This is a genomic window from Streptomyces sp. NPDC101132 (assembly GCF_044759225.1).
In the GTDB taxonomy this organism is placed as follows: domain Bacteria; phylum Actinomycetota; class Actinomycetes; order Streptomycetales; family Streptomycetaceae; genus Streptomyces.
Window position 1 is genome coordinate 119,253 of sequence record NZ_JBIVYX010000018.1, and the last position, 24,716, is coordinate 143,968.

A 24,716-nucleotide genomic window follows, 5' to 3' on the forward strand; every position below is an offset into this window, starting at 1 on the left:
ATCGTCCGGGGGGACCGGGGATGCGGGGCGGCCCCCGTCAGCCGTGGGGTCCGGTCAGAGGGCGCGGACCTGCTGGGCCTGCGGGCCCTTCTGGCCCTGGCCGACCTCGAACTCGACGCGCTGGCCCTCGTCGAGGGACTTGTAGCCGTTGCCCTGGATCTCGGAGTAGTGCACGAACACGTCAGGGCCCCCGCCGTCCTGCTCGATGAACCCGAACCCCTTCTCCCCGTTGAACCACTTCACACTGCCCTGAGCCATCGCTGGTGCTCCCTCGTCGTGCCGTCGGCCGTCGTCCTGATGGCCTCGGCGATCTTCCCGTGCCGCCGCGTGGAACACCAATCGGGTACGCCCGTTCGGGGAAACCGCCCGGCCCCGCGGGCCGGTCAGATGCCGGGCAGGTCCACCAGGGCGGCGCCCAGGCCGAGGGCCGCGCAGACGCCGAGGGTGCGCAGGACGCTCCAGCGGATCTTGAAGATCAGCAGCGCCGCGATGACGGTGATCGCCAGGGCGGCGGGGCGCAGGGTGGTGAGGTCGGGCAGGGCGAGGGTGAGCGGGCCGAGCGTCCGGTCCTCGACGGTGGTGAAGAGGGCGTGTTCGGCGAAGTAGAGGGCGAGGTTGGCGATGACTCCGACGACCGCGGCGGTGATGCCGGTCAGGGCGGCGGAGATGCGGCGGTTGCCGCGCAGCCGCTCGATGTAGGGGGCGCCGAGGAAGATGAACAGGAAGCAGGGCACGAAGGTGACCCAGGTGGTGAGCAGGGCGCCGAGCAGCGCCGCGGCCCACGGGTCGAGGCCGCCGGGGTTGTGGTACGCGCCGAGCAACGCGACGAACTGGACCACCATGATCAGGGGGCCGGGGGTGGTCTCGGCCAGGGCCAGGCCGCTGACCATGTCCTTCGCGCTGAGCCAGCCGTACGTCTGGACGGCCTGCTGGGCGACGAAGGCCAGGACGGCGTAGGCGCCGCCGAAGGTGACCAGCGCGGTGCCGGAGAAGAACACGCCCTGGCTGGTGAACACGCTGCCCGTGCCGGTCAGTACGGCGACGGCGGCCACCGGGACGCCCCACAGGAGCAGGCCGGTCGCGAGGATGCGCCAGGTGCGGCGGCGGCCGGGCTGCTCGTGGTGGAGCGCGTCGTCGGCGATCAGCGGAGCCGGCCCGTCGCCGTCCCCGTGTCCGGCTGCCGGCGTGAGCGCGCCGGGCTTGTAGCGGGCGATGAGCCAGCCGGCCAGGGCGGCGGCGGCGATGACCGCGGGGAAGGGTACGGAGAACAGGGCGAGGGCCGCGAAGGACGCGGCCGCCAGGGCGATGAGCAGCGGGTGGGTGAGGGAGCGCTGCGCGACCCGGGAGACGGCCTGCACGACGATCGCCACGACCGCGGGGGCCAGGCCGGCGAAGACGCCCGCGACGGCTGCGGTCGAGCCGAAGGCCACGTACAGGGCGGACAGGGCGAGCAGGGTGAGGACACCGGGCAGGACGAACAGGGTGCCGGCGATCAGGCCGCCGCGGGTGCCGTTGAGGAGCCAGCCGGTGTAGATCGCCAGCTGCTGGGCCTCGGGGCCGGGCAGCAGCATGCAGTAGCTCAGGGCGTGGTTGAACCGCTGCTGGCCGATCCAGCGCCTGTCCTCCACCAGCGCCCGCTGCATCACCGCGATCTGGCCGGCCGGACCGCCGAAGGTCTGCCAGGAGATCGCGAACCAGGTACGGGTCGCCTGCCGCAGCGGGATCACGTCCCGGCCGGCGGTGGCCCGGCTTCCGGCTCCGGCCCGGAGGCCCGGCGGCTGTTCGGTGGCGGTCACCGGCACGCCCTTTCGTCATGGTCGGGGCCGTACGGGGCGGCCGTGGGTCCAGACGGCAGGGGCGTGCGTGACCGCGTTCCCCCTCCCCGCCGATCTCGGTGCCACCATGGTTGCACCGAGTGCTGGCGCGCCGGTAGAGAGGTCTTGGGGGAGGGACGTGAACAACGTGTTTCACCTTCGGGACGCCGTGCGGGCCCGACGGCCCGGGCGGGTGCCCGGTCAGGTGGGAAGGGTCATCAGCAGCAGGGGGTCGGTGGTGGGCTGGGGTGAGCCGCCGGTGGGTTCGAGGGTGAGGCCGACCGCACCCGCGTCGGCGGGGTTCCCGGTCAGCAGGACGGTGCCGTCGTGGTCGACGAAGCCGGCCGGGCGCATCGTGCCGTCGTGGTCGAGCCACAGCTGGTAGGTCTTGCCCGTGCCGGGTGCGGGGAGGTTGGCGGCGGCGAAGACGGCCCTGTTCTGGCGGTCGGAGGTGACGACGGTGGTCAACGCCCCGTTGGCGGTACGGCCGTGAACGGTACGGGCGTCCGGCGCGGCGAGGACGGCGGTGACGGCGTCGAGCTGCTGCTGGGCCTGGCGGGCCTCCTGGGTGAGGTCACGGCTGTGGTACGCCTGCCACACCGTGACGCCGCCCAGCACCACGACGGCCGCGCTGGCGGCCAGGGCCAGCGGCAGCGCCGCGCGGCGCAGCCGGGAGACGGCGGCGGGTGCGGAGGGGGGGACCGGGATCCGCGGCGGGAGTTGGCGCACCCCGTCGATGGCTGCCATGACCTGGTGCTTGGCCGACGCGGGCGGCGGCTCGGAAACCGCCGCGGCGAGCCGCGCCGCGGTCGCCTCGAGCTCCGCGGCTTCCTGCCGGCAGGCCTCGCAGGCCCTCAGGTGGGCTTCGAACGCGTCGCGTTCCCCTGCTTCGAGTGCGCCGAGGACGTAGGCGGCAGCGAGGGTGTGGGCGTCGGATGCGTGGTGTTTCACGTGGTCACCCCCATGCAGTCGCGGAGCCGGATGAGCCCGTCGCGCATGCGTGTCTTGATGGTGGGAAGCGGTGTGCGCAGGGCTTCGGCGACTTCACGGTAGGTCAGTCCCCGGTAGTAGGCCAGGGTCACCGCCTGCCGCTGGAGTTCGGTCAGGCCGCGCAGGCAACGTCGTACCTGCTCCGACTCCAGCCGGGTCTCGACCTGTTCGGCGACCTCGTCGAAGGCGGTGGTGTGTTCGCGGGCGGCCTGGGCCTGTTCGCGGTCGGAGGCGGCCTGGGCGGAGCGGACCCGGTCCACGGCCCGCCGGTGGGCGATGGTGGCGGCCCAGGTGGTCACCGCGCCGGCGTCGGGACGGTAGCGGGCGGCCTGCCGCCACAGGTCGATCATGACCTCCTGGGCCACCTCCTCGGACTGCGCCCGGTCGCGTACGACCTTGACCACGATCCCGAACACCAGGGGCGCGAGCGCGTCGTAGAGAGTGGAGAAGGCCTGTTTGTCGCCACGGGCGACCTTCTGCATGATCTCGGCGAGGTCGGCCCGGCCGGTGGCGGGTCCGCCGCGGAAGGGGATCGGTTGGTTCACGTGCGGGTCTCCGGCCGTGGCGAGACGGCGCGGGCGCGGCCGGGCGGCGCCGTCGGGGGGCGGGGTGTCCATCGCATGCCGGTCCTTGGCTTCTCGGGGCTCACGGTCGCGGTCCTGACCGCCGTGGCGGCCGGGCCGTTCACCGGAGCGGGTGGACGTCTCAGGGGTTCTTCGTAGCGGACGGGCATCCGGATGGGGGCGCATTTCGCCGTCCGCGCCGTCCGGGCGCTCCTGCTGCTGCGGCGGGGAGCGGCAACCGGGGTGACCGGTTCACTCTTTCGGGTCCGCACCAATCCACCGGGCGGGTGCCGGCGAATGACGGGTGTGAGCAGCTTCCGCAGGATCCTCTTCCGCGCCGGGTCGGGCGCGCCGGCCGGAGATCCGGCCGCCGGCACCGGCCGGTGCCCGCCTGCGCGTGCCCGGCAACACGGAACGGCGTACCCGGACCCTGCCCGGCGGAGCGAGCGACCGGCACAGCGTCCTCGTCACCGTCCCCCAGACCCCCGGCCCGCCCCCACCGGGCGGATCCGGCAACACCACCGCACCACGCACCACACGCAACACACCACATCACTCAACACACCACACGCATCACAGCCAAGGAGCACAGGACCATGAACAGCATCAGGATCCGCCGCACCGCCATCGCCGTCGCCGCGGCCGCCCTGCTCCCCCTCTCCCTGGCCGCGTGCTCCGACTCCGGCAGCGAGACCAAGGCAGCGCCCACCGCTGCCGGGGCCACCGCGGGGACCGGGGAGAGCAGCCCCGCCGGCGACACGATGACCGGTGACGAGCCGTTCGGACCGGCCTGTGCCGGTGTGCCGAAGGAGGGCGCGGGCTCCTTCGACGGCATGGCCAAGGACCCGGTCGCCACCGCCGCCTCCAACAACCCGGCCCTGTCCACCCTGGTCGCCGCGGTCAAGCAGGCCGGCCTGGTCGACACGCTCAACAACGCCAAGGACATCACCGTCTTCGCGCCGACCAACGAGGCCTTCGCGAAGATCCCGAAGGCGGACCTCGACAAGGTCCTCGCCGACAAGGCCGCCCTCACCAACATCCTCACGTACCACGTGGTGGGGCAGCGGCTCACGCCGCAGCAGCTGCAGAACGGCACGTTCGAGACGCTGCAGAAGGGCACGATCACCACCGCCGGCTCGGGCGAGTCCTACACGGTCAACGACACCGCCAAGGTGGTCTGCGGCAACGTCAAGACCGCCAACGCCAACGTCTACATCATCGACACCGTGCTGATGCCGAAGTAGCCGGTCTGCCGGGACGGGCTCGTACGGCGGCCCTGCGCCCCTCCGCGGAGGGAGGCGCGCAGGGCCGCCAGTCGTCACGTTCCGCTTTTCGCTGCGCAAACGCTGCGAGTTGTTCCGGACGGTCCGTCGCGCGGAATCTGACCGCATCGCGTCCCCATCCGGCAGCGGCGCGGCGCCGAAGAACCGGTGCAGATGCAGTGTTGAAGGCCCGGGCCCGGGAGGACCTCTTCCCGGCCCGCCGAGATCAGGGGGTACAGGGCATGGGCAGGGAGAGCATCGCCGTCGTGGGTGCGGGAATTTCCGGACTCACGGCCGCCCATGTCCTGTCACGCACCCATGACGTGGTGCTCTACGAGGCCGACGAGCGCCTCGGAGGGCACGCGCACACCCACCAGGTGCCGACGGCCGGGGGCGGGACGGTCGGCGTCGACACCGGTTTCATCGTCCACAACGAGCGGACCTACCCCCACCTCCTGCGGCTCTTCCGTGAACTGGGCGTGACCACGCAGGACTCCGAGATGAGCATGTCGGTCCGGTGCGACGGCTGCGGCCTGGAGTACGCCGGTGCCCGCGGCCCGCGCGGGCTGCTGGGCGGGGGCAACCTGCTGCGCGGCCGCCACCTGCTGATGCTGGCCGACGTGCCGCGGTTCCACCGCGCCGCCCGCCGGCTGCTCGCGGACGGCGACACCACCCGCACCTTCGGTGACTTCCTCCGCGAGCACCGCTTCCCGGCGTACTTCGTCAGCCACTTCGCCCTGCCCCTGGTCGCGGCCGTCTGGTCCTGCGCCCCGGACACCGCCCTGCAGTACCCGGCCGGCTACCTCTTCCGCTTCCTCGACCACCACGGACTGCTCTCGGTCACCGGATCCCCGCAGTGGAAGACCGTCACCGGAGGGTCGGCGGCCTACGTCGAGAAGGCCGCCAAGTCCGCGTCCCGCGTCCAGACCTCCACGCCCGTCCGCAGGATCGTGCGCGGCGCCGGCCGGGTGCGCATCCTCACCGACGACGGGGAGACGGCCGAGCACTCCGCCGTCGTCATCGCCGTCCACCCCGACCAGGCGCTGCGCCTGCTGGACGGCCCCACCGACCTGGAGCGACGCGTTCTGGGTGCCTTCACCTACTCGCGCAACCCGACGGTGCTGCACCGGGACACCTCGCAGCTGCCGCGCGGCGGCCACGCCCGGGCCTCCTGGAACTACCGGCTCCCCTCCTGCTCGGCCCGCCCCGGCTCCGTCCAGGTCAGCTACGACATGAACCGGCTGCAGCGCCTGCCCGCCGACGAGCCGCACATCGTCACCCTGAACCCCGGCGACCGCATCGACGAGTCGATGGTCCTGGCCCGGATGACCTACGAGCACCCGGTGTACACGACCGCCTCGGTCGCGGCGCAGCGCCTGCTGCCCGCCCTGAACGACCGCGTGACCGCGTACGCGGGCGCCTACCACGGATGGGGGTTCCACGAGGACGGCTGCCGCTCGGGCGCGGAGGCGGCCAGAGCGCTGGGAGCGACCTGGTGAGCGCGACAGCAGCCCCGCCGACGGCCCCCCACCTCCCCGCCCTGTACGCGACGGAGGTGCGGCACGTGCGGACGACGCCCTTCAGGTACGGGCTCCGGCACCGCACGTACATGTGGCTGGTCGACCTGGACGACCTGCCCGTCCTCCCCCGGCCGCTGCGGCCGTTCGCGCGTTTCGAGGCCCGGGACCACTTCGCGGGGGAGGCGTCCAGCCTGCGCGCCGGGCTCGACGCGTACCTCGCGGCCCAGGGGGCGCGGCGGCCGGAGGGACGGGTCCTGATGCTCGCCCACGCCCGCGTCCTGGGGCACGTGTTCAATCCCCTGACCCTCTACTGGTGCCACGACGGGTCCGGGCGCCTGGACTGCGTCGTCGCCGAGGTGCACAACACCTACGGCGAACGCCACTGCTACCTCCTGCGCCCGGACGCCGAGGGCCGGGCCGAGGTCGCCAAGGACTTCTACGTCTCCCCCTTCTTCGGGGTCGAGGGCGGCTACCGGATGCGGCTGCCGCTGCCCGGGGACCGCCTCGACCTCACCGTCCAGCTCCGTCACGGCGACGGTTCCCGCCCCCTGACCGCCACCGTCCGCGGTACGCACCGCCCGGCGGGCGGCCGGGCGCTGCTGGCCGCCCTCCTGCGCAACCCGTGGTCGACGGCGGGGGTGTCCCTCGGCATCCGCCGGCACGGAATACGCCTGTACCTCAAACGCCTCCCCGTCCAGCCCCGGCCCACCCGCCCGGGCCCCGTCGCCCAGGAAGACACACCGTGACGCTCACCCTTCCCCCTGCTCCCCACGACGCGACCGGCGCCGGCCGCCACCTCGTGGACGCCGCACGCTGGCCCGACGTCGCCCGTCTGCCCCCGGCCTCGGCCCTGCGCACCTCCATAGCGCGCCGGATCGTCGAGCGCGCCTTCCGGCGGCTGCCGCTGCGGGTGCGCACCGGCGGGGCCCCGGCACCCCTCCCCCACCAGCCTCAGGGCGGAGCCGCCCGGCTGCCGGTCCTGACCCTGCACGACCCGGAGGCGTTCCACCGGCGGATCGGGGCGGACGGGCTGATCGGCTTCGGCGAGGCGTACATGGCCGGCGAATGGGACAGCGACGACCTGGTCGAGGTCCTCACCGTCCTGGCCGGCCACGTGGACGAGCTGGTGCCCGCGCCATTGCGCGGCCTGCGCCGCGCGTGGGTCCGCCGCAGGCCCGCGTCGGACCTGAACACCGTCGAGGGGGCACGCGAGAACATCCAGCGCCACTACGACCTGTCGAACGACCTGTTCGCCACGTTCCTCGACCCCACCCTCACCTACTCCTCGGCCGTCTTCGCCTCCCTCCCGGCCGACGCCGGCGACCTCGCCGCGGCACAGCACCGGAAGATCGACCGGCTCCTCGACCTGGCCGGAACGGGACCGGGCACCAGCCTGGCGGAAATCGGGACCGGCTGGGGCGAACTCGCCATCCGGGCGGCCCTGCGCGGTGCCCGCGTCCACACCGTCACCCTCTCCCGGGAACAGCGGGAACTGGCTCTCCGTCGCGCCGCGGACGCCGGGGTCGCCGACCGCGTCACGGTGGAGCTGTGCGACTACCGGCGCCTGGAGGGCACGTACGACGCCGTGGTGAGCGTGGAGATGATCGAGGCGGTGGGCGCGGACTACTGGCCCGCCTACTTCGGTGCCGTGCGCCGCCTGCTGGCTCCGGGCGGACGGGCCGCGCTCCAGGCCATCACCATGCCGCACGAGCAGGTCCTGAACACCGCCCGCACCCACACCTGGATCAGCAAGTACGTCTTCCCCGGGGGCCTGATCCCCTCGCGGGAGGCCATCGCCCGGGAGAGCGCGGCCGCCGGCCTGCGGGTCGCGCACGACACCGGCTACGGCGACCACTACGCGGAGACGCTGCGGCTGTGGCGCGAGGAGTTCGTACGCCGGTCCGCCGAGGTGACCGCCCTGGGCTTCGACCACACCTTCCTGCGCATGTGGGAGCTCTACCTCGCCTACTCCGAGGCCGGTTTCCGCTCGGGCTACCTGGACGTGCGGCAGCTCGTGCTCACCGGAGGCGAGCGGCCCGGCGAGGACGCCCGATGACCGCGGTACCGCCTGCGAAGGGGACCCACACGTGACCACCGTCGACACCACGGCCCTCGGCACCGTCCTCGCCGCGTCGGCGGGCACCGCGCTCGTCGTCATGCTCGGGGCGTTCGCCGTCGGCACGGCCAAGGGCGTGCACCGGATCGTCGACATCGCCTGGGGCCTGGCCTTCGCCGCCGTGGCGGTCGTCGGCTGGTTCCTCTCGGCCGGCCACGGCGACCCCGCGCGACGCACCGTCGTCGCCCTGGCCACCGTCGTGTGGGGGCTGCGCCTGGCGGGGCACATCGCCTGGCGCGCCCGCGGGCACGGCGAGGACCCGCGGTACGCCCGGATGCTCGCCCGGGCCCGCGGGAACCGGTCCCTGTACGCCCTGCGGACCGTCTACCTGCTCCAGGGCGCCCTGGTCTGGCTGATCTCGCTCCCCGTGCAGACGGCCCTGCTGCTGCCCCGGCCCCTGGACGTCGCGGCCGCGCTGGGGCTCGTCCTGTGGGCCGCCGGACTCTTCTTCGAAGCGGTGGGGGACCACCAGCTCGCCCGCTTCAAGGCCGACCCGGCGAACAAGGGCCGCATCATGGACCGCGGCCTGTGGTCCTGGACCCGGCATCCCAACTACTTCGGCGACTTCCTCGTCTGGTGGGGTCTGTACCTGACCGCCTGTGCCACCTGGCCCGCCGCGGCGGCGACCGTCGTCTCGCCGCTGGTGATGAGCGCCCTGCTCATCAAGGGAAGCGGCAAGCGCCTGCTGGAGGCCCACATGGCCGGCCGGCCGGGATACGCCGCCTACCAGGCCCGCACCAGCGGCTTCTTCCCCAGGCCGCCGCGCCCGCTGTAGGAGCGACGCAGAGGAGTGGGCCGTCGCGTGGGGGGATTGGGGTGAGCGGGCCGTCACGGCGGGGAGGAGTCAGGACTCCCCGCCGGGAGCCCCGGGCCGCTCTCCGTCGTCCGCGGGAGCCGCGGCCTGCGCCGCGTAGAGCGCACCGATGGCGTCCAGGGCCTGTCGCAGCCCGCCGGGACGCCTCATGCCCGCCGTGGCGGCCTGCGGGGGCCAGCCGGGGCCCGCCAGGAGGACCAGAGGGGCTTTCCGTGCGCCTTTGACCCCGAAGGCGGTGAGGGCCACCTGCCGGGCCAGGGTGCTGTCGGCGGTGGCGCGGGACTGCGACCACAGCACCACGGCCGGCGGCCCCAGTCGGCGCACGGCAGCCAGCAGGGCCTCCGCGGGTACGGCCGCGCCGAACATGCGGGCCGGCAGCGCGCGTTCGGCCAGACCGGCGGCCAGGGCCTCCAACGGGAGGGTGTGCTGTTCGCCGGGAAGGCACGCCATCACCACCGGTGCGGCTCGGCCCGGGACCGGGGCGGCGGCCGCCGCCCGTCGCAGGACGGTCGAGACGTGCCACGACAGCAGGTGTTCCACCTCGACGTAGCGGTCGTCAGCGGACTCCCACTTGCGGCCCGCCGCGTGCAGCGTCGGCGCCATGACCTCTTCCCAGGCGGTCACCAGGCCGTGGGTCCGCATGGCCTCGTGCAGCAGGCTCTCCATGGCCGGGCCGTCGAGCCGCAACGCGGCGCGGGCCAGCCCCCGGCACTCCTGTCGCACCCGGCCGAGGGGCAGCCCGCCGCCCGCGCCTCCGTGGGCGGACGGCGGCGGAAGGTCCGCCGGAAGGTCCGCCGGAACGTCCGCCGGCCCGCCGGCGTCCTGCGGCGGACGTGCCGACAGCTCGGCGGGGGCGTCCCCGTCGAGCTGTCGGCGCAGCGCCACGGCCGCGCGGGCGGCTTCCGCCGGAGGGATGCCCGACGAGGTGAGCCGGCACATCTCCTCCAGCATCGCGACGTCGTCGGGCATCCACCGCCGGTGCCGGTTGCCCTCCCGGACGGCCGGTCCCATGCCGTACCGCTGCTCCCAGGACCGCACCGTGGTCGGCGACACGCCCAGTCGGCGTGCCACCGCACCCGTGGATACTCCGGGACTTCCTTCGGTCATTCCGCCACCATCCGATGCGGGATCGATGCGAGTCGGCCGGGGCTGGATCGCCGTGGACGCCGTGGCCGTGGACACCGTGGCGTGTGTGCCGCGGCTTCACCAGCCTGCGATGCGGACGACGAAGAACGCGGCCACCATGAGCGCCCCGACCGCGATCAGGCTCAGGAAGGCCCAGGGATGTTCCCAGACCCCTCCGTCCGGCCGCTCCTGGTGTGCGGCCGCTGTCGAGGCCTCCACCTCGGGTGTCTCTTCGGGGGGCACCTTGGGTGTGGACATGATTCCTCCCGGGTGGGTCAGGCGGGTTCGCGCTGGTGCTCGGGGATGGCGGCCGGCTCCGCGGGCGCCAGGGCCAGACGGCGGGCGGCGGCCTTCTCGCGCGCGGCCTGCCGGGGGTGACGGCGCTGCCAGTACGGGTTGTCGTGGGGCAGTCCGCCGCTGACCCGGCCGTACATCCCGAAGGTCATGATCAGCAGCCCCATGAGGAAGCTGAAGACGACGTTCGACAGCCCGAAGTCGAGGATGTTGCCCGGGCGGCCGATGAGGAACAGGTGGAGGAAGCCGCTCGCGACGAAGAGGACTCCGACGACGATGTTGACCGTCGAGGCGAAGTTGCCGCCGATCACCGCGGCGACGATCAGCAGGACCCCGAAGAGCACCGAGATCGAACTGAGCAGGCCGTTGGTGGACAGTCCGGCGATCCGCTGCCCCTCGGTGCTGAAGAAGGACAGGCTGTCGGCGAAGCCGAGTGAGCCGAAGACGAGGAGCAGCAGGCCGCACAGGCCGGCGCCGATGCCGTAGACCCGGTGGAGTCGGTGGTCCACGGGCAGTTCCTCTTTCAGACGCATGGTCCCTCCCAGAGGGGTGGAATGGGCCGGTCCCCGAGGGCTTCAGCTTGAGGAACGCGGCGACGCCGCGAAACTCGCAGTGCTTCTGCGTCGTTTTCGGCCCCGCTGGGAGGTCCCGCTGCGCCGTGAAGCGCTACGTGGTGGTCAGGGTGCAGGTGTAGGTGCCGGTGCCGGAGCCCGCGTAGGCGTCGACCTCCAGGTAGTGGGTGCCGGTGGCCGTGGGAGTGAGGGTGAGGGCTTCGTCGGTGCCGGCTCCGTCGTTGACGGACCGGGTCAGGGTGTTCCCGCTCGCGTTGAGCAGGTACACGTCGGCGTCGTAGTCGCCGGGGACGGCGCAGTGGACGTCGGCGCGCCGGCCGGCGGTGAGGGTGAGGGCGTAGAGGTCGCGGTCCCCGCTGGGGTCGAGGTTGCCGGTGAGGGTGGCCGGTGCGGTCAGGGTCGTGGCGTCGTCGGCGGTGTCGCGGGTGTCGTTGGGTTCGGTTTCGGTGAGGGTGGCGGTGGGGGCGCAGGTGGTCTGCGGAGTGCCGTCGTAGAGGTTGGCGTCGGGAACTCCGGCGATGACGCTGCGCAGGTAGTAGCCGCAGGTGGGGCGGTGGGCGAAGTCGAAGGTGGCGCCGGGGGCGAGCTTGAAGATCTTGTAGTTGGTGTAGGTGAGGGGTTTGCGGGCCACGGCCTGTTCGGGCTGGTGGTCGCCGAGGACGACGTAACTGGTCTTGCCGTAGGCGGTGGCCAGGCCGTTCCTGTCGATGTGCAGGGAGCCGCCGGATTCCTCGACTCCCACGCCCCAGGCGGATCCGTCGGTGGTCAGGCCGTCCTTGATGGACCGGGCGACGAAGGTCATGAGGCGGCCCATGCGGTCGCGGGCGACGAAGTGGGAGTCGTTGACGACGTTGTCGTAGTGGTTCCAGGTGAACAGGCCGGTGGTGAAGCTGATGGAGCGGTCGTAGGGGTTGGCGAGGGCTTCGCTGCTGGTGACGCTGCCGTTGCAGGCGTCGTAGACGAGGGGGCTGTTGATGTGGTGGCCGGCGCTGCCGCCGCCCGAGCCGCCGCCCTTGGCCACGACGGACTCCACGGAGGCCTCCAGCGGGGTGCCCTTCCACGCGGCGTAGCGGCACTGGTCGCCGCCGGCGAAGTAGACGAACTCGGCGTTGCGTACGTCCGCGTTGGCCTGGGCGTTGCCGGCGTCGGCCGCGGTGGTCAGCGTCCAGGTGGTACAGGAGTTGACGCCGGGCAGGGTCATGACGGTGTCGCACTCGGGCGTCTTGCTGCCGCTGGTGGGGGCGGAGCCGGCGAGGACCACGACGTCGAGGCTGCCGGTGCCGCCGCGGATGTCGTCGAGGGCGCGGCTCATGGAGCCCGGGACGACCGCGCCGGCCCCGTTCATGACATGGGCGGGGCCCTGCCAGGAGGGGCGGGCGGCGTCCGTGGCGCTGCCCAGGCGGATTCTGGACACCGCGGCGTGGGCCGGTTCGGCGGCCAGGAGCGTGCCGGGCAGGGTCAGCAGGGTGGCGGTGGCCGCGGCGGCGAGCACGGGGCGGGCTCGGCGGTGGGTGCGGTGCATGGCGGTGCCCTCGCTCTGGGAGGTGGGGAGGATGCGACCGGTGCCGCATCCGAGTAGTAGCGGAAGATACAAGCCAGCCATGTCCATGCATAGATGTAACGAAGAGATCGATGTGCAGGGGTTCCAAACCGCGCCATAGGCCTGCATATCGCGCTGAAACCGGGATCGTTCACCCCGGCAGCACCCACTCTCATCAACGTAACGTGCGATACATCTGGTCAAACGCTGCGCGGATCTGTAACTTCCGGTGTGGCTCGCCGATGGCAGCCGTCCCCGTGTCCACTCCCCTTGTGAACGAGGTCCCACCGTCATGCACGCACGCACACGAACCGTCCGCTTCCTGTCGGCAGCGGCTGTAGCGCTTGCCGGCTCCGCCACCCTGTCGGCGTGCGGGAACAGTGCCCCCGCGCCCGGCGCGGCCGCTCCCGCCTCCGTCGAGGTCGCCGGCGTGCAGGTCCGCAAGGACGCGGGCCTGCACGACTCCCTGCCGGAGGCGATCCGGTCGTCCGGCACCGTCCGCGTGGCGACCGACGTGCCGTACGCCCCGTTCGAGATGTTCGTCAAGGAGGGCGAGAGCCAGCTGACCGGCCTCGACTACGACCTCGGCCAGGCCCTGGGCGCCAAGCTGGGGGTGAAGTTCACCTTCACGCCGCAGAAGTTCGACGGCATCATCCCGGCGATCCAGGCGGGCAAGTACGACGTGGCGATCTCCGCCATCACCGACACCAAGGAGCGCCAGCAGGTCGTCGACTTCGTCGACTACTCCCAGTCCGGCTCCGGCCTGCTGGTCGCCGAGGGCAACCCGGCCGGGATCACCACGCTGGACGACCTGTGCGGCCACCCCGTCGGGGTGCAGGCCGCCACCAACCAGGCGGACCTGCTCAAGGCCCATCAGGCGCGCTGTACCGAGCTGGGCAGGAAGCCCGTCGACATCCAGACCTTCCCCAAGGACTCCGACGCCCAGCTCGCCCTGCGCGCGGGGAAGGTCGTCGCGGACGTCCTGACGAAGCCGGCCGCCGGCTGGACCGCCAAGACCGCCGAGGACGGCAAGGCCTTCGACTCGGTGGAGGACCCGGCGGCGCAGGGCGGCTACAAGGCCTCGCCGAACGGCATCGCGGTGTCCAAGAAGCTGCCGCAGCTGACCGACGCCATCCAGAAGGCGCTGCAGCAGCTCATCGACGACGGCACCCTGACCAAGATCTGCGACAAGTACGGGGTCGCCTCCATCGCCGTCAAGGAAGCCACCAAGAACGCGGGTGGCCAGTGACCGGCACCACCGCGTCCACGACCGGCATCCCGCCCGTGGCCACCGGCGGCGACGAGGCCCTCGACGTCGTGCCGGTCCGCCACTACGGCCGCTGGGCCGCGGCCGTCGCGGCCGTGGCCGCGCTGATCGGGCTGGTCGGATCGCTGGCCAAGAACGACAACCTCCACTGGGACGTCGTCGGCGACTACCTCTTCGCGGGCCTGATCTTCGACGGGATGGCCACCACGCTGTGGCTGACCGCGGCCGCCATGCTGCTGGGCCTGGTGCTGGGCACCGTCATCGCGGTCATGCGGCTGTCCGACAGCCCGGTGCTGTACGGGCTGTCGTCGCTGTTCGTGTGGGCCTTCCGGGGCACGCCGCTGCTGGTGCAGATCATCTTCTGGGGCTACGCCGCCGCGCTGTACTCCCAGATCAAGATCGGTATCCCGTTCACGGACATCACGTTCGTCTCCTGGGACACCAACGCCGTCCTGACCCCCGCGGTGGCCGCCCTGCTGGCCCTCGGCCTCAACGAAGCCGCGTACGCCTCCGAGATCGTCCGCGCGGGCATCCAGTCCGTCGACCCCGGGCAGGCCGAGGCCGCGCACTCGCTGGGCATGCGCCCCGGCCTGACCATGCGGCGGATCGTCCTGCCGCAGGCGATGCGGGTCATCATCCCGCCCATGGGCAACGAGACCATCAACATGCTCAAGATGACCGCGCTGGTCTCCGTGATCGCCGCCCACGACCTGATGTCCAACGTCCAGGAGGTGTACGCGCAGAACTACCAGGTCATCCCCCTGCTCGTGGTGGCCAGTTGCTGGTACCTGGCGCTGGTCTCGCTGCTGAGCGTCCCGCAGGCCTGGCTGGAGCGCCGGTACGGGCGGGGCACGACCCGCGGCCGGAGCACCCCCGCCCTCCAGCGGATGCTCGGCAGCGCCGGCACCTCGTGGGCCCGTCGTACGAAGAAGGAGGCCGGGCGATGACCCGTCCCATGGTCCAGGCCCGTGGGGTCCACAAGAACTACGGCAGCCTCCAGGTGCTGCGCGGCATCGACCTGACGGTCGAGCGCGGCCAGGTCTGCTGCCTGCTGGGCCCGTCCGGGTCGGGCAAGTCGACCTTCCTGCGGTGCATCAACCACCTGGAGCGGATCGACGGCGGCACCCTGTCCGTCGACGGCGACCTCGTCGGCTACCGCCGCCAGTCCGGCAGGCTCCACGAGCTGCGCGAGCGGGAGGTCGCCGCACGCCGCCGCGACATCGGCATGGTCTTCCAGCGCTTCAACCTCTTCCCGCACATGACGGCCCTGGAGAACGTCTGCGAGGCGCCGGTGAAGGTCGGCGGCGTCCCGAAGCCGGAGGCAGAGGCCGAAGGGCACCGGCTGCTGCGGCAGGTCGGGCTGGCCGACCGGGCCGGTCACTACCCGGCGCAGCTCTCCGGCGGCCAGCAGCAGCGCGTGGCCATCGCCCGCGCCCTGGCGATGAAGCCGAAGCTGATGCTCTTCGACGAGCCCACCTCCGCCCTCGACCCCGAACTGGTGGGCGACGTACTGGACGTGATGCGGCGCCTGGCCGCGGACGGCATGACCATGGTCGTCGTCACCCACGAGATCGGGTTCGCCCGCGAAGTGGCCGACACGGCCGTCTTCATGGACGAAGGCGTTGTCGTCGAAGCCGGAGACCCGCGCCAGGTCCTGACCGAACCGACCCAGGACCGCACCCGTGCGTTCCTCTCCAAGGTCCTGTGAGCGCCGCCACCCGGCCCCAGCCGTCCACGCGGACGCTGCGGGCCCGGGCCGCAGCCCGCCACGGCGAGTACCTCGCCGACCTCGCCGCGCTGGTGGCCATCGACTCCGGCTCCTACAGCCCCGACGGCGTCAACCGCGTCGCGGCCTGGCTCACCGACCGCCTCGAACGCTGCGGCGCCACCGTGCAGACCGTCCCCGCCGGCCGCCACCGGGGACGCGCGCTGGGCAACGCCCTCGTCGCCCGCAAGAAGGGAGCCCGCCGGGCGGCCGACGGCGGGCGGCGGATCCTGCTCGCGGGCCACATGGACACCGTCTTCGAGGACGGGACCGCCGCCGAGCGGCCGTTCGGCCTCGACGGCTCCCTGGCCCACGGCCCGGGGGTCAGCGACGACAAGGGCGGCCTGCTGGCCGGACTGAGCGCGCTGGAGATCCTGACCGAAGACGGCTTCGACGACTACGACGAGATCATCTTCTGGGCCACGCCGGACGAGGAGATCGGCTCCCCCGGCAGCGCCGCACTGACCCGCGACCTCGCCGCCGAGGCGGACTTCGCCCTGGCCCTGGAATGCGCGCGGGAGAACGGCGACGTGGTCATCGCCCGCAAGGGCGTGGCCGAATACCTGATCACCGTCGAAGGCCGGGCGGCGCACGCCGGCATCGAGCCCGAACGCGGCGCGCACGCCGCCCTCGCCGCCGCTCACCTGACCATCGCCCTGCAGGCACTCAACAGCAGGGAGACGGATGCCACGATCAACGTCGGTGTCCTGCAGGCCGGCACCCGACCCAACATCGTGCCCGACAGGGCCGAACTCCACGTCGAGGTCCGCGCAGCCGGCGCCGCCTGCCTGGACCGCATCGGCCACGCCCTCGTGGACAGCGCCGCGCAGCTGCCCGTCCCCGGCACCACGGCCACCGTACGGCAGCTCGACCTGTGCCCGCCGATGGAGCCGACCGACGCCAGCCGCCACATGCTGGACCTGGCCCGCGGCGCCGCCGCCGAGCTCGGCGTCACCTTCGGAGCGGCCCGTACCGGAGGAGTCGGCGACGCCAACACCATCGCGGCGGCCGGCACTCCGGTCCTCGACGGGCTCGGCCCCGTCGGCGGGGCCGACCACTCACCCCAGGAGTGGCTCGACACCGACACGATCACCGACCGCGTCACCCTGCTGGCCCTGCTGATCGCCCGCCTCTGCCACACCAACGCCCCCTGAACGGAGCCCTCATGCCCGGCACCCGCTCACGGCGCGGCCTCATGGCCGCCACCACCGTGCTGCTCGCGGCCCTGACCGTCCCCGCCCACGCCACGCCCGTGCCCCACCCCGCCGTCGCCGGCTCGCTGGTGCTGATCGGCGGCGGCCTCAAGGCCGACAACGAAGCCGTCTACGGTGAGATCATCCGCCGCGCCGGCGGGAGCAACGCCCGCATCGGAATCCTGACGGCGGCCTCCGTGCCCGCCAGCCAGGACCCGCACGCCGACGACCCCGACCTGTGCAGCAACTCCGCCTGCAACGGCGCCTACTACGCCTCCCTGTTCACCCGGCACGGGGCGGCCGACGCGCAGTGGATACCCGTCGACCTCGACCACATCGCCAACGCCGACGCCGACGCGGTCGTCGCCCAGGTCAACTCCATGACCGGATTCTTCTTCGGCGGCGGCGACCAGTACCGCTACGTCACCACCCTCCTGCACGGCGACGCGCACACCGACACCAAGGTGCTGGCCGCCATCCGCGCCAAGCTCGCCGCCGGCGCGGTCGTCGCCGGCTCCTCCGCCGGGGCCCAGATCATGGCCGGCCGCGACATGGTCACCGGAGGCGAGTCCCACCAGGGGCTGCGCGACGGCAGTGCCCCCGGCTACTTCGACGACCCCACCCGCCTGGGCTACCTGCCGGAGGGCGGCTTCGGGTTCCTCGGCTCCGGCCTGATCGACACCCACACCGGCGCCTACGGCCGCGAAGGGCGGGCCCTGCGCCTGGCCGCCGACACCGGCCACGACCGCGTCTACGGCCTCGAAGAGAACACCGCCCTGATCGTCGACCGCCCCGGCACGCCCGCCGAGACCGCGACCGTCAAGGGCACGCGCGGACTGACCGTGCTGGACCTGCGCCACGCCCGTACGCGCACCACCGCCGCCGGCTGGTCGCTCAGCGGCGCCCGCTACACCCACCTCACCGACGGCGACCGCTACCTGCCGCAGGCCTGGCAGGCCCTGCCCGCCCCCGGCAAGCGCCCCGCCGTCCCGGCCGGCGACACCCCCGTGCCGGCCAACGACGACGTCTTCAACTCCCCGGACAACTCCACCGGCCGGCCCTACTCCCTGCTGACCACCGCCCGGGCCCTGGCCGCCACCCGAGCCCAGCGCACCGCGACCGCCTCCACCTTCGAGACGGACCCGCGCTTCACCGTGACGCTGTCCAAGCCGGCCGGCCCCAGCGCCTGGGGCGCCGGAGCGACGGAGCCGGCCACGATCACCGGCCTCGTCCTCGGCATCACCCCCCGCTGACCGGACGGGCGCCACCACCCCCCGGACAGCCGCGTCCGCCGCGCCTGGCACTAGGCTCGGCGGACGCGGCACGAACCCCCGAAAGGAACCAAGGACGATGAGCGGCACCCTGGCCGACCGCATCCGCGCCGACCTCGGCGAACTCAGCCCCGCCGAACGCAAGGTCGCCCGCACGCTGCTGGCCGGATACCCCTCGGCGGTCTTCGAGACCGTCGCCGTCATCGCCGACCGCGCCGCCGTCTCCGCCCCCACCGTCCTGCGCTTCGCCGCACGCATGGGCTACCGCGGTTTCCCCGACCTCCAGGCCGCCGTACGCTCCGAACTCGACGCGCGCAACGCCTCCCCCATCGCGCTCTACGAAGCCGCCGGCCTGGGCAGCGTCCCGCAGGACGACACCGGCGCGGCCGGCCTCCTGGAGCAGGCGGACGCCGCCTTCAATCCGCCGGTCACCCAGACCTTCGCCGAGATCCCCCCGCACGACTTCACGCGCGCGGTGGAGCTCCTCGCCGACCGCAAACGTCACATCACCCTGGCCGGCGGCCGCTTCACCCACCTGCTGGCCCAGTACCTCGGCCTCCACCTGATGCAGCTGCGCGAGGAGGTCCGCTTCCTGCCCGACCGGCCGGTCGAACGCACCGCGGCCCTGACGCAGCTGAGCCGACGGGACGTCGTCGTCCTGTTCGACTACCGGCGCTACGAGGACGACAAGACCGCGATCGCCCAGCTGACCCGCGATGCCGGCGGCAAGACCATCGTCTTCACCGACCCGTGGCTCTCCCCCGCCGCCACCCACGCCGACGTCGTCCTGCCCAGCCAGGTCGGCAGCACGGCCCCCTACGACAGCCTGGTCCCCACCCTCGCCGTGATCGAAGTCCTGATCGCCAACGTCATCAACGCCCTCGGCCCCCAGGCCCACCAGCACCTCGGCCGGAACGAACAGATCGCCCGCCGCATAGGCCTCGTCTGACGTCCCCCGGCGTCGCCGCACCCGCGGCGTCCGCCGGACCCTCGTCGTACGCCGCACCCGCGGCCTACGACGTCCTGGCCGCGCGCGTACGGCCGGCCGCGGCGCCGAACGCGCCGTGACCGGCCGCAGGTGGAGCGGGCGAACGGGTCAGGTCCGGCGGCGGTCCCGGAGGGAGTCCTTGATGCCGCGGGCCTGCTCCTCGGCCTTGCCCGCGACCTCCCGGGCCTTGCCCTTGACCTGGTCGGTCCTGCCCTCGGCCTTCATGCGCTCGTTGCCGGTCGCCTTGCCGGCGACTTCCTTGGCCTTGCCCTTGGCCTGCTCCATCTTGCCCTTGGCCTTGTCAGCCATGGAAAATCTCCCTTTTCCGAAGATTCCGAAGATTCGGAAGAAACAGTCGGTCGATGGCCAAACTAGGCCAGCCGGGCAGGTTCCGCGCGCGGAGCGCGGAGGGCGCTACCGCGTCCCGGTGGCTTCGGCCGGCTCCGCCGGGCGGGGGGTGGGGCGGCGACGGGACACGGCCACTCCGGCCAGACAGAGCGCACCGCCCAGCAGCGTCAGCCACGCCGGCACCTCGCCCAGCAGCAGCCAGCTCAGCAGCACGACGATGGCCGGGACGGCGTACGTGGTCGCGCCCAGCTTCGCGGCGGGCATCCGGGACAGGGCGTACGTCCAGGTGGTGAACGCGAGGGCGGTCGGCACCACGCCCAGGTAGAGCATGTTCAGCGTCGCGGAGAGCGGCGCCCGGGGCAGCTCCGCGGCCAGCCGGCCGGCGAAGGGCAGGCAGGCGAGGGTTCCGACGAGACAGCTGTACGCGGTGATCTGGAGCGGCGATCCGCACGCGAGCGCGGGCTTCTGGGCGACGACTCCGGTCGCGTACGCCACGGCCGCCAGCAGGCAGAGGACCACGCCGAGGACGGATGTCGAGCCGCCCCCGGCGGCCGGCGCGGACATGGACAGGCCGACGACGGCCGCGCCCACGAACGAGACCCCCATGCCCAGCAGCAGTTGCGGCGGCAGCCCCTCGCCGAGCAGCCGGGCCGCGAGCAGGGCCATGAGGATCGGCCCGATGTTGACGAGCAGGGCGGCGGTGCCCGCGTCCACCAGGCGCTCGCCCCAGTTCAGCATCACCGTGTACCCGAAGAACCAGACCACGCCCGAGACGAGGATCCCCCGCCACGCGCCCCGCGGCGGCAGCCCTTCGCGGCGGGCCAGGAGCAGCAGCCCGAGCACGAGCGAGGCGGTCAGCAGCCGTCCCAGGGCCAGGGCCCCCGGGGAGTACGCCGCGCCCGCGCTGCGGATCGACACGAAGGCGGAGGCCCACGCGAGCACCGTGAAGGTGACGGCCCCCAGGGTCGGGAGGTGGATCGGCAGCGGGGAGCGCGGCAGCAGCGCGTGGGATCTCATGCCTCCACTCTAACCCACAACATTTCGGTGTCCACCGAAATGTTGTGCCGTCACGCTTCCTAGGCGTACTCCGCCGGCGCGAGGCCGAGCAGCTCCCCGAAGGCACGCTCCCCGGCCGCCGTGACCAGCAGCGCCCGCCCGCCGGACGCGGGCCGCTCCACCCAGCCGGCGTCCAGCGCCCGGGCGCACAGCCGGGCTCCGGCGAGACCACCCAGGTGGCGGCGCCGCTCCGTCCAGTCCAGGCACGCGCTCACCAGCGGCCGGCGCCCCTCCTGCACCAGGTCCACGCCCGCCCCGGCGCACCACTCCCGCCCCTCCGGGGTGAGCTCGAACACCCCGGAGGTCCGCAGCAGACCGCCCCGCTCCATGGCGTCGGTGACGGCCATGCCCAGGCGCCCGGCGAAGTGGTCGTAGCAGGTACGGGCCCGCGCCAGCGGATCGGGGGCGCCGACCACCGGCACCGCGTGCGCCGCGTCCCGGTCGGGGATCGCGAACGAGGCGAGCCCGTCCACCAGCCGGGCCGTCGCCGCGTCGGCGATCCGGACGTACCGGTGCCGGCCCTGCCGCTCGGTCACGCAGACGCCGGCCTCCTCCAGGCGCACCAGGTGCCCGGTGACGGTGGAGGGCGCCACCCCGGTGATCCGGGCCAGCTCGCCGGCCGTCCAGGCGCGCCCCTCCAGCAGGGCCATGCAGATGGCGGCCCGCGTCTCGTCGGCCAGCGCTGCGGCCAGGCCGGCCAGCCGCGCCGCCGGAGCGGGGGACGCCGGATCGGGCTTTTCGGACGGATTCCCGGAGGGCGGTTGATTCATCCCTCCAGCTTGCCGCAACATTTCGCTTGATGGCGAATCGTCTGGGGAACGTGTGCGGCGCCTACTCCTCGATCGCGCCGCCGACGGCCCGCAGGTGCTCGCGGAAGGTCGTGCCGTCCCGGTCCCGTGCCGCGCGGTAGTCGGCGAACCCGACCTGGGTGCGCAGGCTGGTGCCCAGCCGCATCCGGGCGGCCTGGTGGCGCTCGGCGTCGCGGATCCCGCCCGCCGTCGCGGCGATGTCGGCGGCGCGGTCGAGGGGCAGGAACAGCACCCCGTCGTCGTCCCCGAGGACGAAGTCGTCGCGGGTGACGTGCACCCCGCCGATCCGGGCCGAGACGAGGGAGTCGGGCCCCTGGGGTTCCAGCCGCTGCGGGCCGGCGGGCAGAGCGCCCTGGCTGAACACGGGCAGCCGCATGCCGCGCAGCTCGCGCGTGTCCCGGTGCAGCCCCCAGATCACCACACCGGCCAGCCCGGCGCGTTCGGCTTCGAGGGCGACCAGGTCGCCCACGCAGGCCTCGTCGTCGCGGCCGGCGTTGTCGACGACGAGCACGTCCCCCGCGGCCGCCTGCTCGATCGCTTCCAGGAACACGTCCACACTGCCGTGATGGCGGGCCGGCCGGGCCCTGCCGACGAGGTGCGTGCCGTCGGCCAGCGGTCGTACCGAGGCCGGGGCCTGCCGGATCGGCAGCCCCAGCCGCAGAAGCGCGTCCGCGACGTGTGCGGTCGTCAGGTCCAGGTAGGTGAGGTGCAGTTTCAGCGCGTCCATCAGATCCGCTTCTCCTCGTCGTGCCGGCAGCGCGGCAAGAGCGGCACCGGGGTGTGCCACGCGAGGGAGTACCCCGTCCGCGGAGCCCGGAAGCGGGTGCATGATCGGATCGGTTCGCAGCGGTCGGGTGCCACCGGGGTGCGCGCTGCCAGGGTGGGAGTCGAAAGGAGGCCTCGTGATCTCGGCACTGAACCGGCTCGTCGACCTCGTCGAGGAGCATCTCGCGGAGGATCCCGACGTCCGCGCACTGGCGGCGTCGGTCGGCTCGACCGAATACCACCTGCGCCGGATGTTCTCGTCGCTGGCCGGCATGCCGCTGTCGGAGTACGTGCGCCGGCGGCGCATGACCGTGGCGGCGGCCGAGGTCGTCCGCGGCGAGCAGGACCTGCTCGGCATCGCGGTCCGGCACGGCTACGGCTCGACCGAGGCGTTCGGGCGCGCGTTCCGGGCGGTGCACGGCGCCGGCCCCGGTGACGTACGCCGCGAGGGAGGCCCCCTGCGTACACAACCACAGCTCAGGTTCCGCCTGACCGTCGAAGGGAGCGTCCCCATGGACACCCGCCTCGTGAACCGCCCCGCCTTCCGGCTGATCGGACATGCCGCCCGGGTCCCACTCGTCCACCAGGGCGTCAACCCCCGCATCCAGGAGCACATCGCCGGGCTGCCGCCCGAGGAGCACCAGCGCCTGAAGGCGCTGGCCGACACCGTCCCCGAAGGCCTCCTCCAGGTCTGCGACGACGTCGACCCCGACGGAACGGAGGGAACCGAACTCACCTACCTGCACGGGGTGGCCGTCGCCCGGGACACCGCGGTCCCCGCGGACCTGGACGCCATCGAGGTCCCGGACGGCACGTGGGCCGTCTTCCGCACCAGCGGCCCGCACCCCCAGGCCCTCCAGACGGCCTGGGCGGCCACCGCGACCGACTGGTTCCCCTCGAACCCGTGGCGCCTGCGCCCGGGTCCCTCGATCGTCACCACCCTGGCGCACGCGCCCGACTTCACCACCGCGACCTGCGAGCTGTGGCTGCCGGTCGAGCCGGGGTAACCCCCCGGCGGGCGACGACCGGCGCCCAGCTGCCGTTTCCGGCCGGTTGCCACGCCGCGGCCTCCTTGCCTTCGCGTACGACGAACTCCCCGGCTCCGGTCGTGCCCGACGCGGTGCGGCGGAGGGTGAGGGCGACCGCGCCGGAGCCACCGGCCGCCACGTGCGACTCGGTGATCCGGTAGACGGACGGGACGGCGCCGTCACCGAAGAGGCGCTTGCCCGCGCCGACGACGACGGGGAACTGGATCAGGCGGTGGACGTCCACCAGTCCGGCGTCGTGGAGGGTCCGGACGAGCTGCCGGCTGCCGTGCGCCTGGAGCTCGCCGCCCGGCTGCTCCTCGAGCCGGCGCACCTGCCCGACGACGTCCGCGCCGCGCAGCACGCATCTCGAAGGTGGTCCGCCCCAGGAGGACGGCGTCGGCCCGGCCGAACCACTCCCCCACCGGCTCGAGCCGGCGCGGCCCCTGTGTGCCGCTGCCGTTGACGGTTCGTCCGGTGGACAAACGGGGGGCGGGAAACGTGACACGACGGGCCGCGCGAAAGGCGCCGTCCGGCCGGCGAAGCCGTGCGCCCGTCGCGCGCGGGCACGTCACCGTTGTGATCACCGCGTGGGAGTGGCGGGTGAGGACGCGCCGGGCACGAGGCGCCGGGGGCTGCCCGTGCCGTCCGCGGGGACGGTCCAGACCGCGCCCTCGTGTGCGTACGCGACCGTACCGGGGGTGGTCCAGGCGGCCTGGTCGTCGATGGAGCGGGCGTCGGCGAGGGGGTGGTCGCGGAGGGTGCCGAGGTCGAGGACGTGCAGGCGCCAGGGTGCGCGGGGGTCGGCGGAGACCTTCTTCTTGTACGCGATGCGGGTGCCGTCCGGGGAGAGCGAGGGGCACTCGACGTTCTCCTTGAGCGTCCGCGCCGCCCACTTCTTCAGGTCTCCCTCGACCAGGTGGGTACGGCCCCGGGTGGCGACGGTGGCGTAGAAGCGGTTGTCGTCGGCGGCGAAGGTGACGCCCCAGTAGTTGACGTCGGGGGCGTGGTGGCGGCGGCCGTCCAGGGTGAGCGGGATCTGCTCGATGTTCTTGATGAGGTAGCCGGTGCGCAGGTCGAGGATCGAGGTGCGGGTGGCGAACGCGGAGGTGGCGTACGAGTCGCCACTGGCGAAGGTGGTCCAGGCGAGGACCTTGCCGGAGGCGGAGACGCGGGCGCGGTTGGGGATCCCGGGCAGGCTCATCCTGCGTACCTCGCGCAGCCGCCGGTCGAGGACGAGGACGTACGTACGGGCCGGCACGCCCGGGCGGAGTTGCAGGCACAGTGCGGTGCCGCCGGCGGCGTGGAAGCGGTCGCAGCGGGGCCCGTGCGCCACGCGTCGGCCGGGGGCGCCGGGGTCCTGGCGGGCGACGCGGCCGGTGGCAGTGTCGCGGAACCAGAGGGTGCCCGGGGTGCCGCTGTCGAGCGTGAAGCCGGTGTCCGGGGAGGCGGCGGCCGGGTCGGGGCGGGCGGCTGCGGCTCGCAGGGTGTAGGCGGTGGCGCCGCCGGCGAGGAGCAGGACACCGAGGAGAAGCGCCCATAGGCGGTGCCGGTTGGGGTGCTGGGTCGGGTGGGGGCTGGGGATGGGGATGGGGGCGGTCGGGTCGGGGGTCGGGTTC

The 24,716-nt window shown here is 73.2% G+C and carries 26 protein-coding genes; 12 read left to right on the forward strand and 14 right to left on the reverse strand.

The window, feature by feature from the left end:
* Positions 1–54 precede the first annotated feature (54 nt).
* The 4 genes from ACIQUR_RS31655 to sigK all read right to left on the reverse strand — a co-directional run bounded on the left by ACIQUR_RS31655 (position 55) and on the right by sigK (position 3,349).
* Positions 55–258, reverse strand: a complete 204-nt coding sequence (locus ACIQUR_RS31655) for a cold-shock protein (protein ID WP_403671799.1) — start codon at positions 256–258, stop codon at positions 55–57.
* A gap of 125 nt (positions 259–383) precedes the next feature.
* A complete protein-coding gene (gene chrA / locus ACIQUR_RS31660; RefSeq protein ID WP_403671802.1) occupies positions 384–1,796 on the reverse strand; it encodes a chromate efflux transporter in 1,413 nt (470 codons plus the stop codon).
* A gap of 219 nt (positions 1,797–2,015) precedes the next feature.
* Positions 2,016–2,765, reverse strand: coding sequence for an anti-sigma factor domain-containing protein (locus ACIQUR_RS31665; RefSeq protein WP_403671805.1), 750 nt, complete (start codon positions 2,763–2,765; stop codon positions 2,016–2,018).
* The gene (gene sigK / locus ACIQUR_RS31670; RefSeq protein ID WP_403671808.1) at positions 2,762–3,349 is read right to left on the reverse strand and encodes an ECF RNA polymerase sigma factor SigK; all 588 of its coding nucleotides are present in this window, start codon (positions 3,347–3,349) and stop codon (positions 2,762–2,764) included. The genes ACIQUR_RS31665 and sigK overlap by 4 nt, the downstream gene beginning before the upstream one ends.
* Positions 3,350–3,963: 614 nt before the next feature.
* Here sigK and ACIQUR_RS31675 point away from each other — a divergent pair.
* The 5 genes from ACIQUR_RS31675 to ACIQUR_RS31695 all read left to right on the forward strand — a co-directional run bounded on the left by ACIQUR_RS31675 (position 3,964) and on the right by ACIQUR_RS31695 (position 9,040).
* Positions 3,964–4,611, forward strand: a complete 648-nt coding sequence (locus ACIQUR_RS31675) for a fasciclin domain-containing protein (RefSeq protein WP_403671811.1) — start codon at positions 3,964–3,966, stop codon at positions 4,609–4,611.
* Between the two features lie 260 nt (positions 4,612–4,871).
* Positions 4,872–6,128 carry an NAD(P)/FAD-dependent oxidoreductase gene (locus tag ACIQUR_RS31680; protein ID WP_403671814.1) on the forward strand — a complete coding sequence of 419 codons (1,257 nt, stop codon included), beginning with the start codon at positions 4,872–4,874 and terminating at the stop codon, positions 6,126–6,128.
* On the forward strand, positions 6,125–6,895 hold the full coding sequence (locus ACIQUR_RS31685) for a DUF1365 domain-containing protein (protein ID WP_403671817.1): 771 nt from the start codon (positions 6,125–6,127) through the stop codon (positions 6,893–6,895). The genes ACIQUR_RS31680 and ACIQUR_RS31685 overlap by 4 nt, the downstream gene beginning before the upstream one ends.
* Positions 6,892–8,205: a class I SAM-dependent methyltransferase gene (locus ACIQUR_RS31690; RefSeq protein ID WP_403671820.1), complete on the forward strand. Its 1,314-nt coding sequence runs from the start codon at positions 6,892–6,894 to the stop codon at positions 8,203–8,205. Before ACIQUR_RS31685 ends, ACIQUR_RS31690 begins: the two co-directional genes overlap by 4 nt.
* A 31-nt stretch (positions 8,206–8,236) precedes the next feature.
* Positions 8,237–9,040 (forward strand): DUF1295 domain-containing protein, encoded by an 804-nt coding sequence (locus tag ACIQUR_RS31695; RefSeq protein WP_403671823.1) that lies wholly within the window; start codon positions 8,237–8,239, stop codon positions 9,038–9,040.
* Between the two features lie 69 nt (positions 9,041–9,109).
* Here ACIQUR_RS31695 and ACIQUR_RS31700 read toward each other — a convergent pair whose 3' ends face one another.
* The 4 genes from ACIQUR_RS31700 to ACIQUR_RS31715 all read right to left on the reverse strand — a co-directional run bounded on the left by ACIQUR_RS31700 (position 9,110) and on the right by ACIQUR_RS31715 (position 12,592).
* Positions 9,110–10,186, reverse strand: coding sequence for a MerR family transcriptional regulator (locus ACIQUR_RS31700; RefSeq protein ID WP_403671826.1), 1,077 nt, complete (start codon positions 10,184–10,186; stop codon positions 9,110–9,112).
* A gap of 96 nt (positions 10,187–10,282) precedes the next feature.
* On the reverse strand, positions 10,283–10,462 hold the full coding sequence (locus ACIQUR_RS31705) for a DUF6480 family protein (protein ID WP_403671829.1): 180 nt from the start codon (positions 10,460–10,462) through the stop codon (positions 10,283–10,285).
* A gap of 17 nt (positions 10,463–10,479) precedes the next feature.
* Positions 10,480–11,031, reverse strand: coding sequence for a DUF4383 domain-containing protein (locus ACIQUR_RS31710; RefSeq protein ID WP_403671832.1), 552 nt, complete (start codon positions 11,029–11,031; stop codon positions 10,480–10,482).
* A gap of 133 nt (positions 11,032–11,164) precedes the next feature.
* Complete coding sequence (locus ACIQUR_RS31715; RefSeq protein ID WP_403671835.1) at positions 11,165–12,592, reverse strand: pre-peptidase C-terminal domain-containing protein; 1,428 nt, start codon at positions 12,590–12,592, stop codon at positions 11,165–11,167.
* A 310-nt stretch (positions 12,593–12,902) separates the two neighbouring features.
* Between ACIQUR_RS31715 and ACIQUR_RS31720 the strand changes: the two genes are divergently transcribed.
* From ACIQUR_RS31720 to ACIQUR_RS31745, 6 genes are all read left to right on the forward strand, one after another.
* A complete protein-coding gene (locus ACIQUR_RS31720; RefSeq protein ID WP_403671838.1) occupies positions 12,903–13,859 on the forward strand; it encodes an ABC transporter substrate-binding protein in 957 nt (318 codons plus the stop codon).
* Between the two features lie 26 nt (positions 13,860–13,885).
* Complete coding sequence (locus ACIQUR_RS31725; protein WP_403671907.1) at positions 13,886–14,824, forward strand: amino acid ABC transporter permease; 939 nt, start codon at positions 13,886–13,888, stop codon at positions 14,822–14,824.
* Between the two features lie 8 nt (positions 14,825–14,832).
* Positions 14,833–15,585: an amino acid ABC transporter ATP-binding protein gene (locus ACIQUR_RS31730; protein ID WP_403671910.1), complete on the forward strand. Its 753-nt coding sequence runs from the start codon at positions 14,833–14,835 to the stop codon at positions 15,583–15,585.
* A complete protein-coding gene (locus ACIQUR_RS31735; protein ID WP_403671841.1) occupies positions 15,582–16,796 on the forward strand; it encodes a M20 family metallopeptidase in 1,215 nt (404 codons plus the stop codon). Before ACIQUR_RS31730 ends, ACIQUR_RS31735 begins: the two co-directional genes overlap by 4 nt.
* 11 nt (positions 16,797–16,807) lie before the next feature.
* Positions 16,808–18,088: a cyanophycinase gene (locus ACIQUR_RS31740; RefSeq protein WP_403671844.1), complete on the forward strand. Its 1,281-nt coding sequence runs from the start codon at positions 16,808–16,810 to the stop codon at positions 18,086–18,088.
* Positions 18,089–18,185: 97 nt separating this feature from the next.
* Positions 18,186–19,055, forward strand: a complete 870-nt coding sequence (locus ACIQUR_RS31745; RefSeq protein WP_403671847.1) for a MurR/RpiR family transcriptional regulator — start codon at positions 18,186–18,188, stop codon at positions 19,053–19,055.
* A gap of 147 nt (positions 19,056–19,202) precedes the next feature.
* Here ACIQUR_RS31745 and ACIQUR_RS31750 read toward each other — a convergent pair whose 3' ends face one another.
* The 4 genes from ACIQUR_RS31750 to ACIQUR_RS31765 form a co-directional block, all read right to left on the reverse strand.
* Positions 19,203–19,403 (reverse strand): CsbD family protein, encoded by a 201-nt coding sequence (locus tag ACIQUR_RS31750; protein WP_403671850.1) that lies wholly within the window; start codon positions 19,401–19,403, stop codon positions 19,203–19,205.
* Between the two features lie 105 nt (positions 19,404–19,508).
* Positions 19,509–20,459 (reverse strand): DMT family transporter, encoded by a 951-nt coding sequence (locus ACIQUR_RS31755; RefSeq protein WP_403671853.1) that lies wholly within the window; start codon positions 20,457–20,459, stop codon positions 19,509–19,511.
* A 59-nt stretch (positions 20,460–20,518) separates the two neighbouring features.
* The gene (locus ACIQUR_RS31760) at positions 20,519–21,268 is read right to left on the reverse strand and encodes an ArsR/SmtB family transcription factor (protein ID WP_403671855.1); all 750 of its coding nucleotides are present in this window, start codon (positions 21,266–21,268) and stop codon (positions 20,519–20,521) included.
* A gap of 61 nt (positions 21,269–21,329) precedes the next feature.
* Positions 21,330–22,034, reverse strand: a complete 705-nt coding sequence (locus ACIQUR_RS31765) for an RraA family protein (RefSeq protein WP_403671857.1) — start codon at positions 22,032–22,034, stop codon at positions 21,330–21,332.
* A gap of 175 nt (positions 22,035–22,209) precedes the next feature.
* Here ACIQUR_RS31765 and ACIQUR_RS31770 point away from each other — a divergent pair, with 175 nt between their 5' ends.
* On the forward strand, positions 22,210–23,079 hold the full coding sequence (locus ACIQUR_RS31770) for a GyrI-like domain-containing protein (protein ID WP_403671860.1): 870 nt from the start codon (positions 22,210–22,212) through the stop codon (positions 23,077–23,079).
* Here the strand turns inward: ACIQUR_RS31770 and ACIQUR_RS31775 are convergent.
* Both ACIQUR_RS31775 and ACIQUR_RS31780 read right to left on the reverse strand, forming a co-directional pair.
* Entirely contained in the window at positions 23,033–23,461 is a 429-nt protein-coding gene (locus ACIQUR_RS31775) for a dihydrofolate reductase family protein (protein WP_403671863.1), read from the reverse strand. The two genes, ACIQUR_RS31770 and ACIQUR_RS31775, sit on opposite strands and share 47 nt — an antisense overlap.
* 219 nt (positions 23,462–23,680) lie before the next feature.
* A complete protein-coding gene (locus tag ACIQUR_RS31780; protein ID WP_403671913.1) occupies positions 23,681–24,682 on the reverse strand; it encodes a hypothetical protein in 1,002 nt (333 codons plus the stop codon).
* Positions 24,683–24,716: the final 34 nt, after the last annotated feature.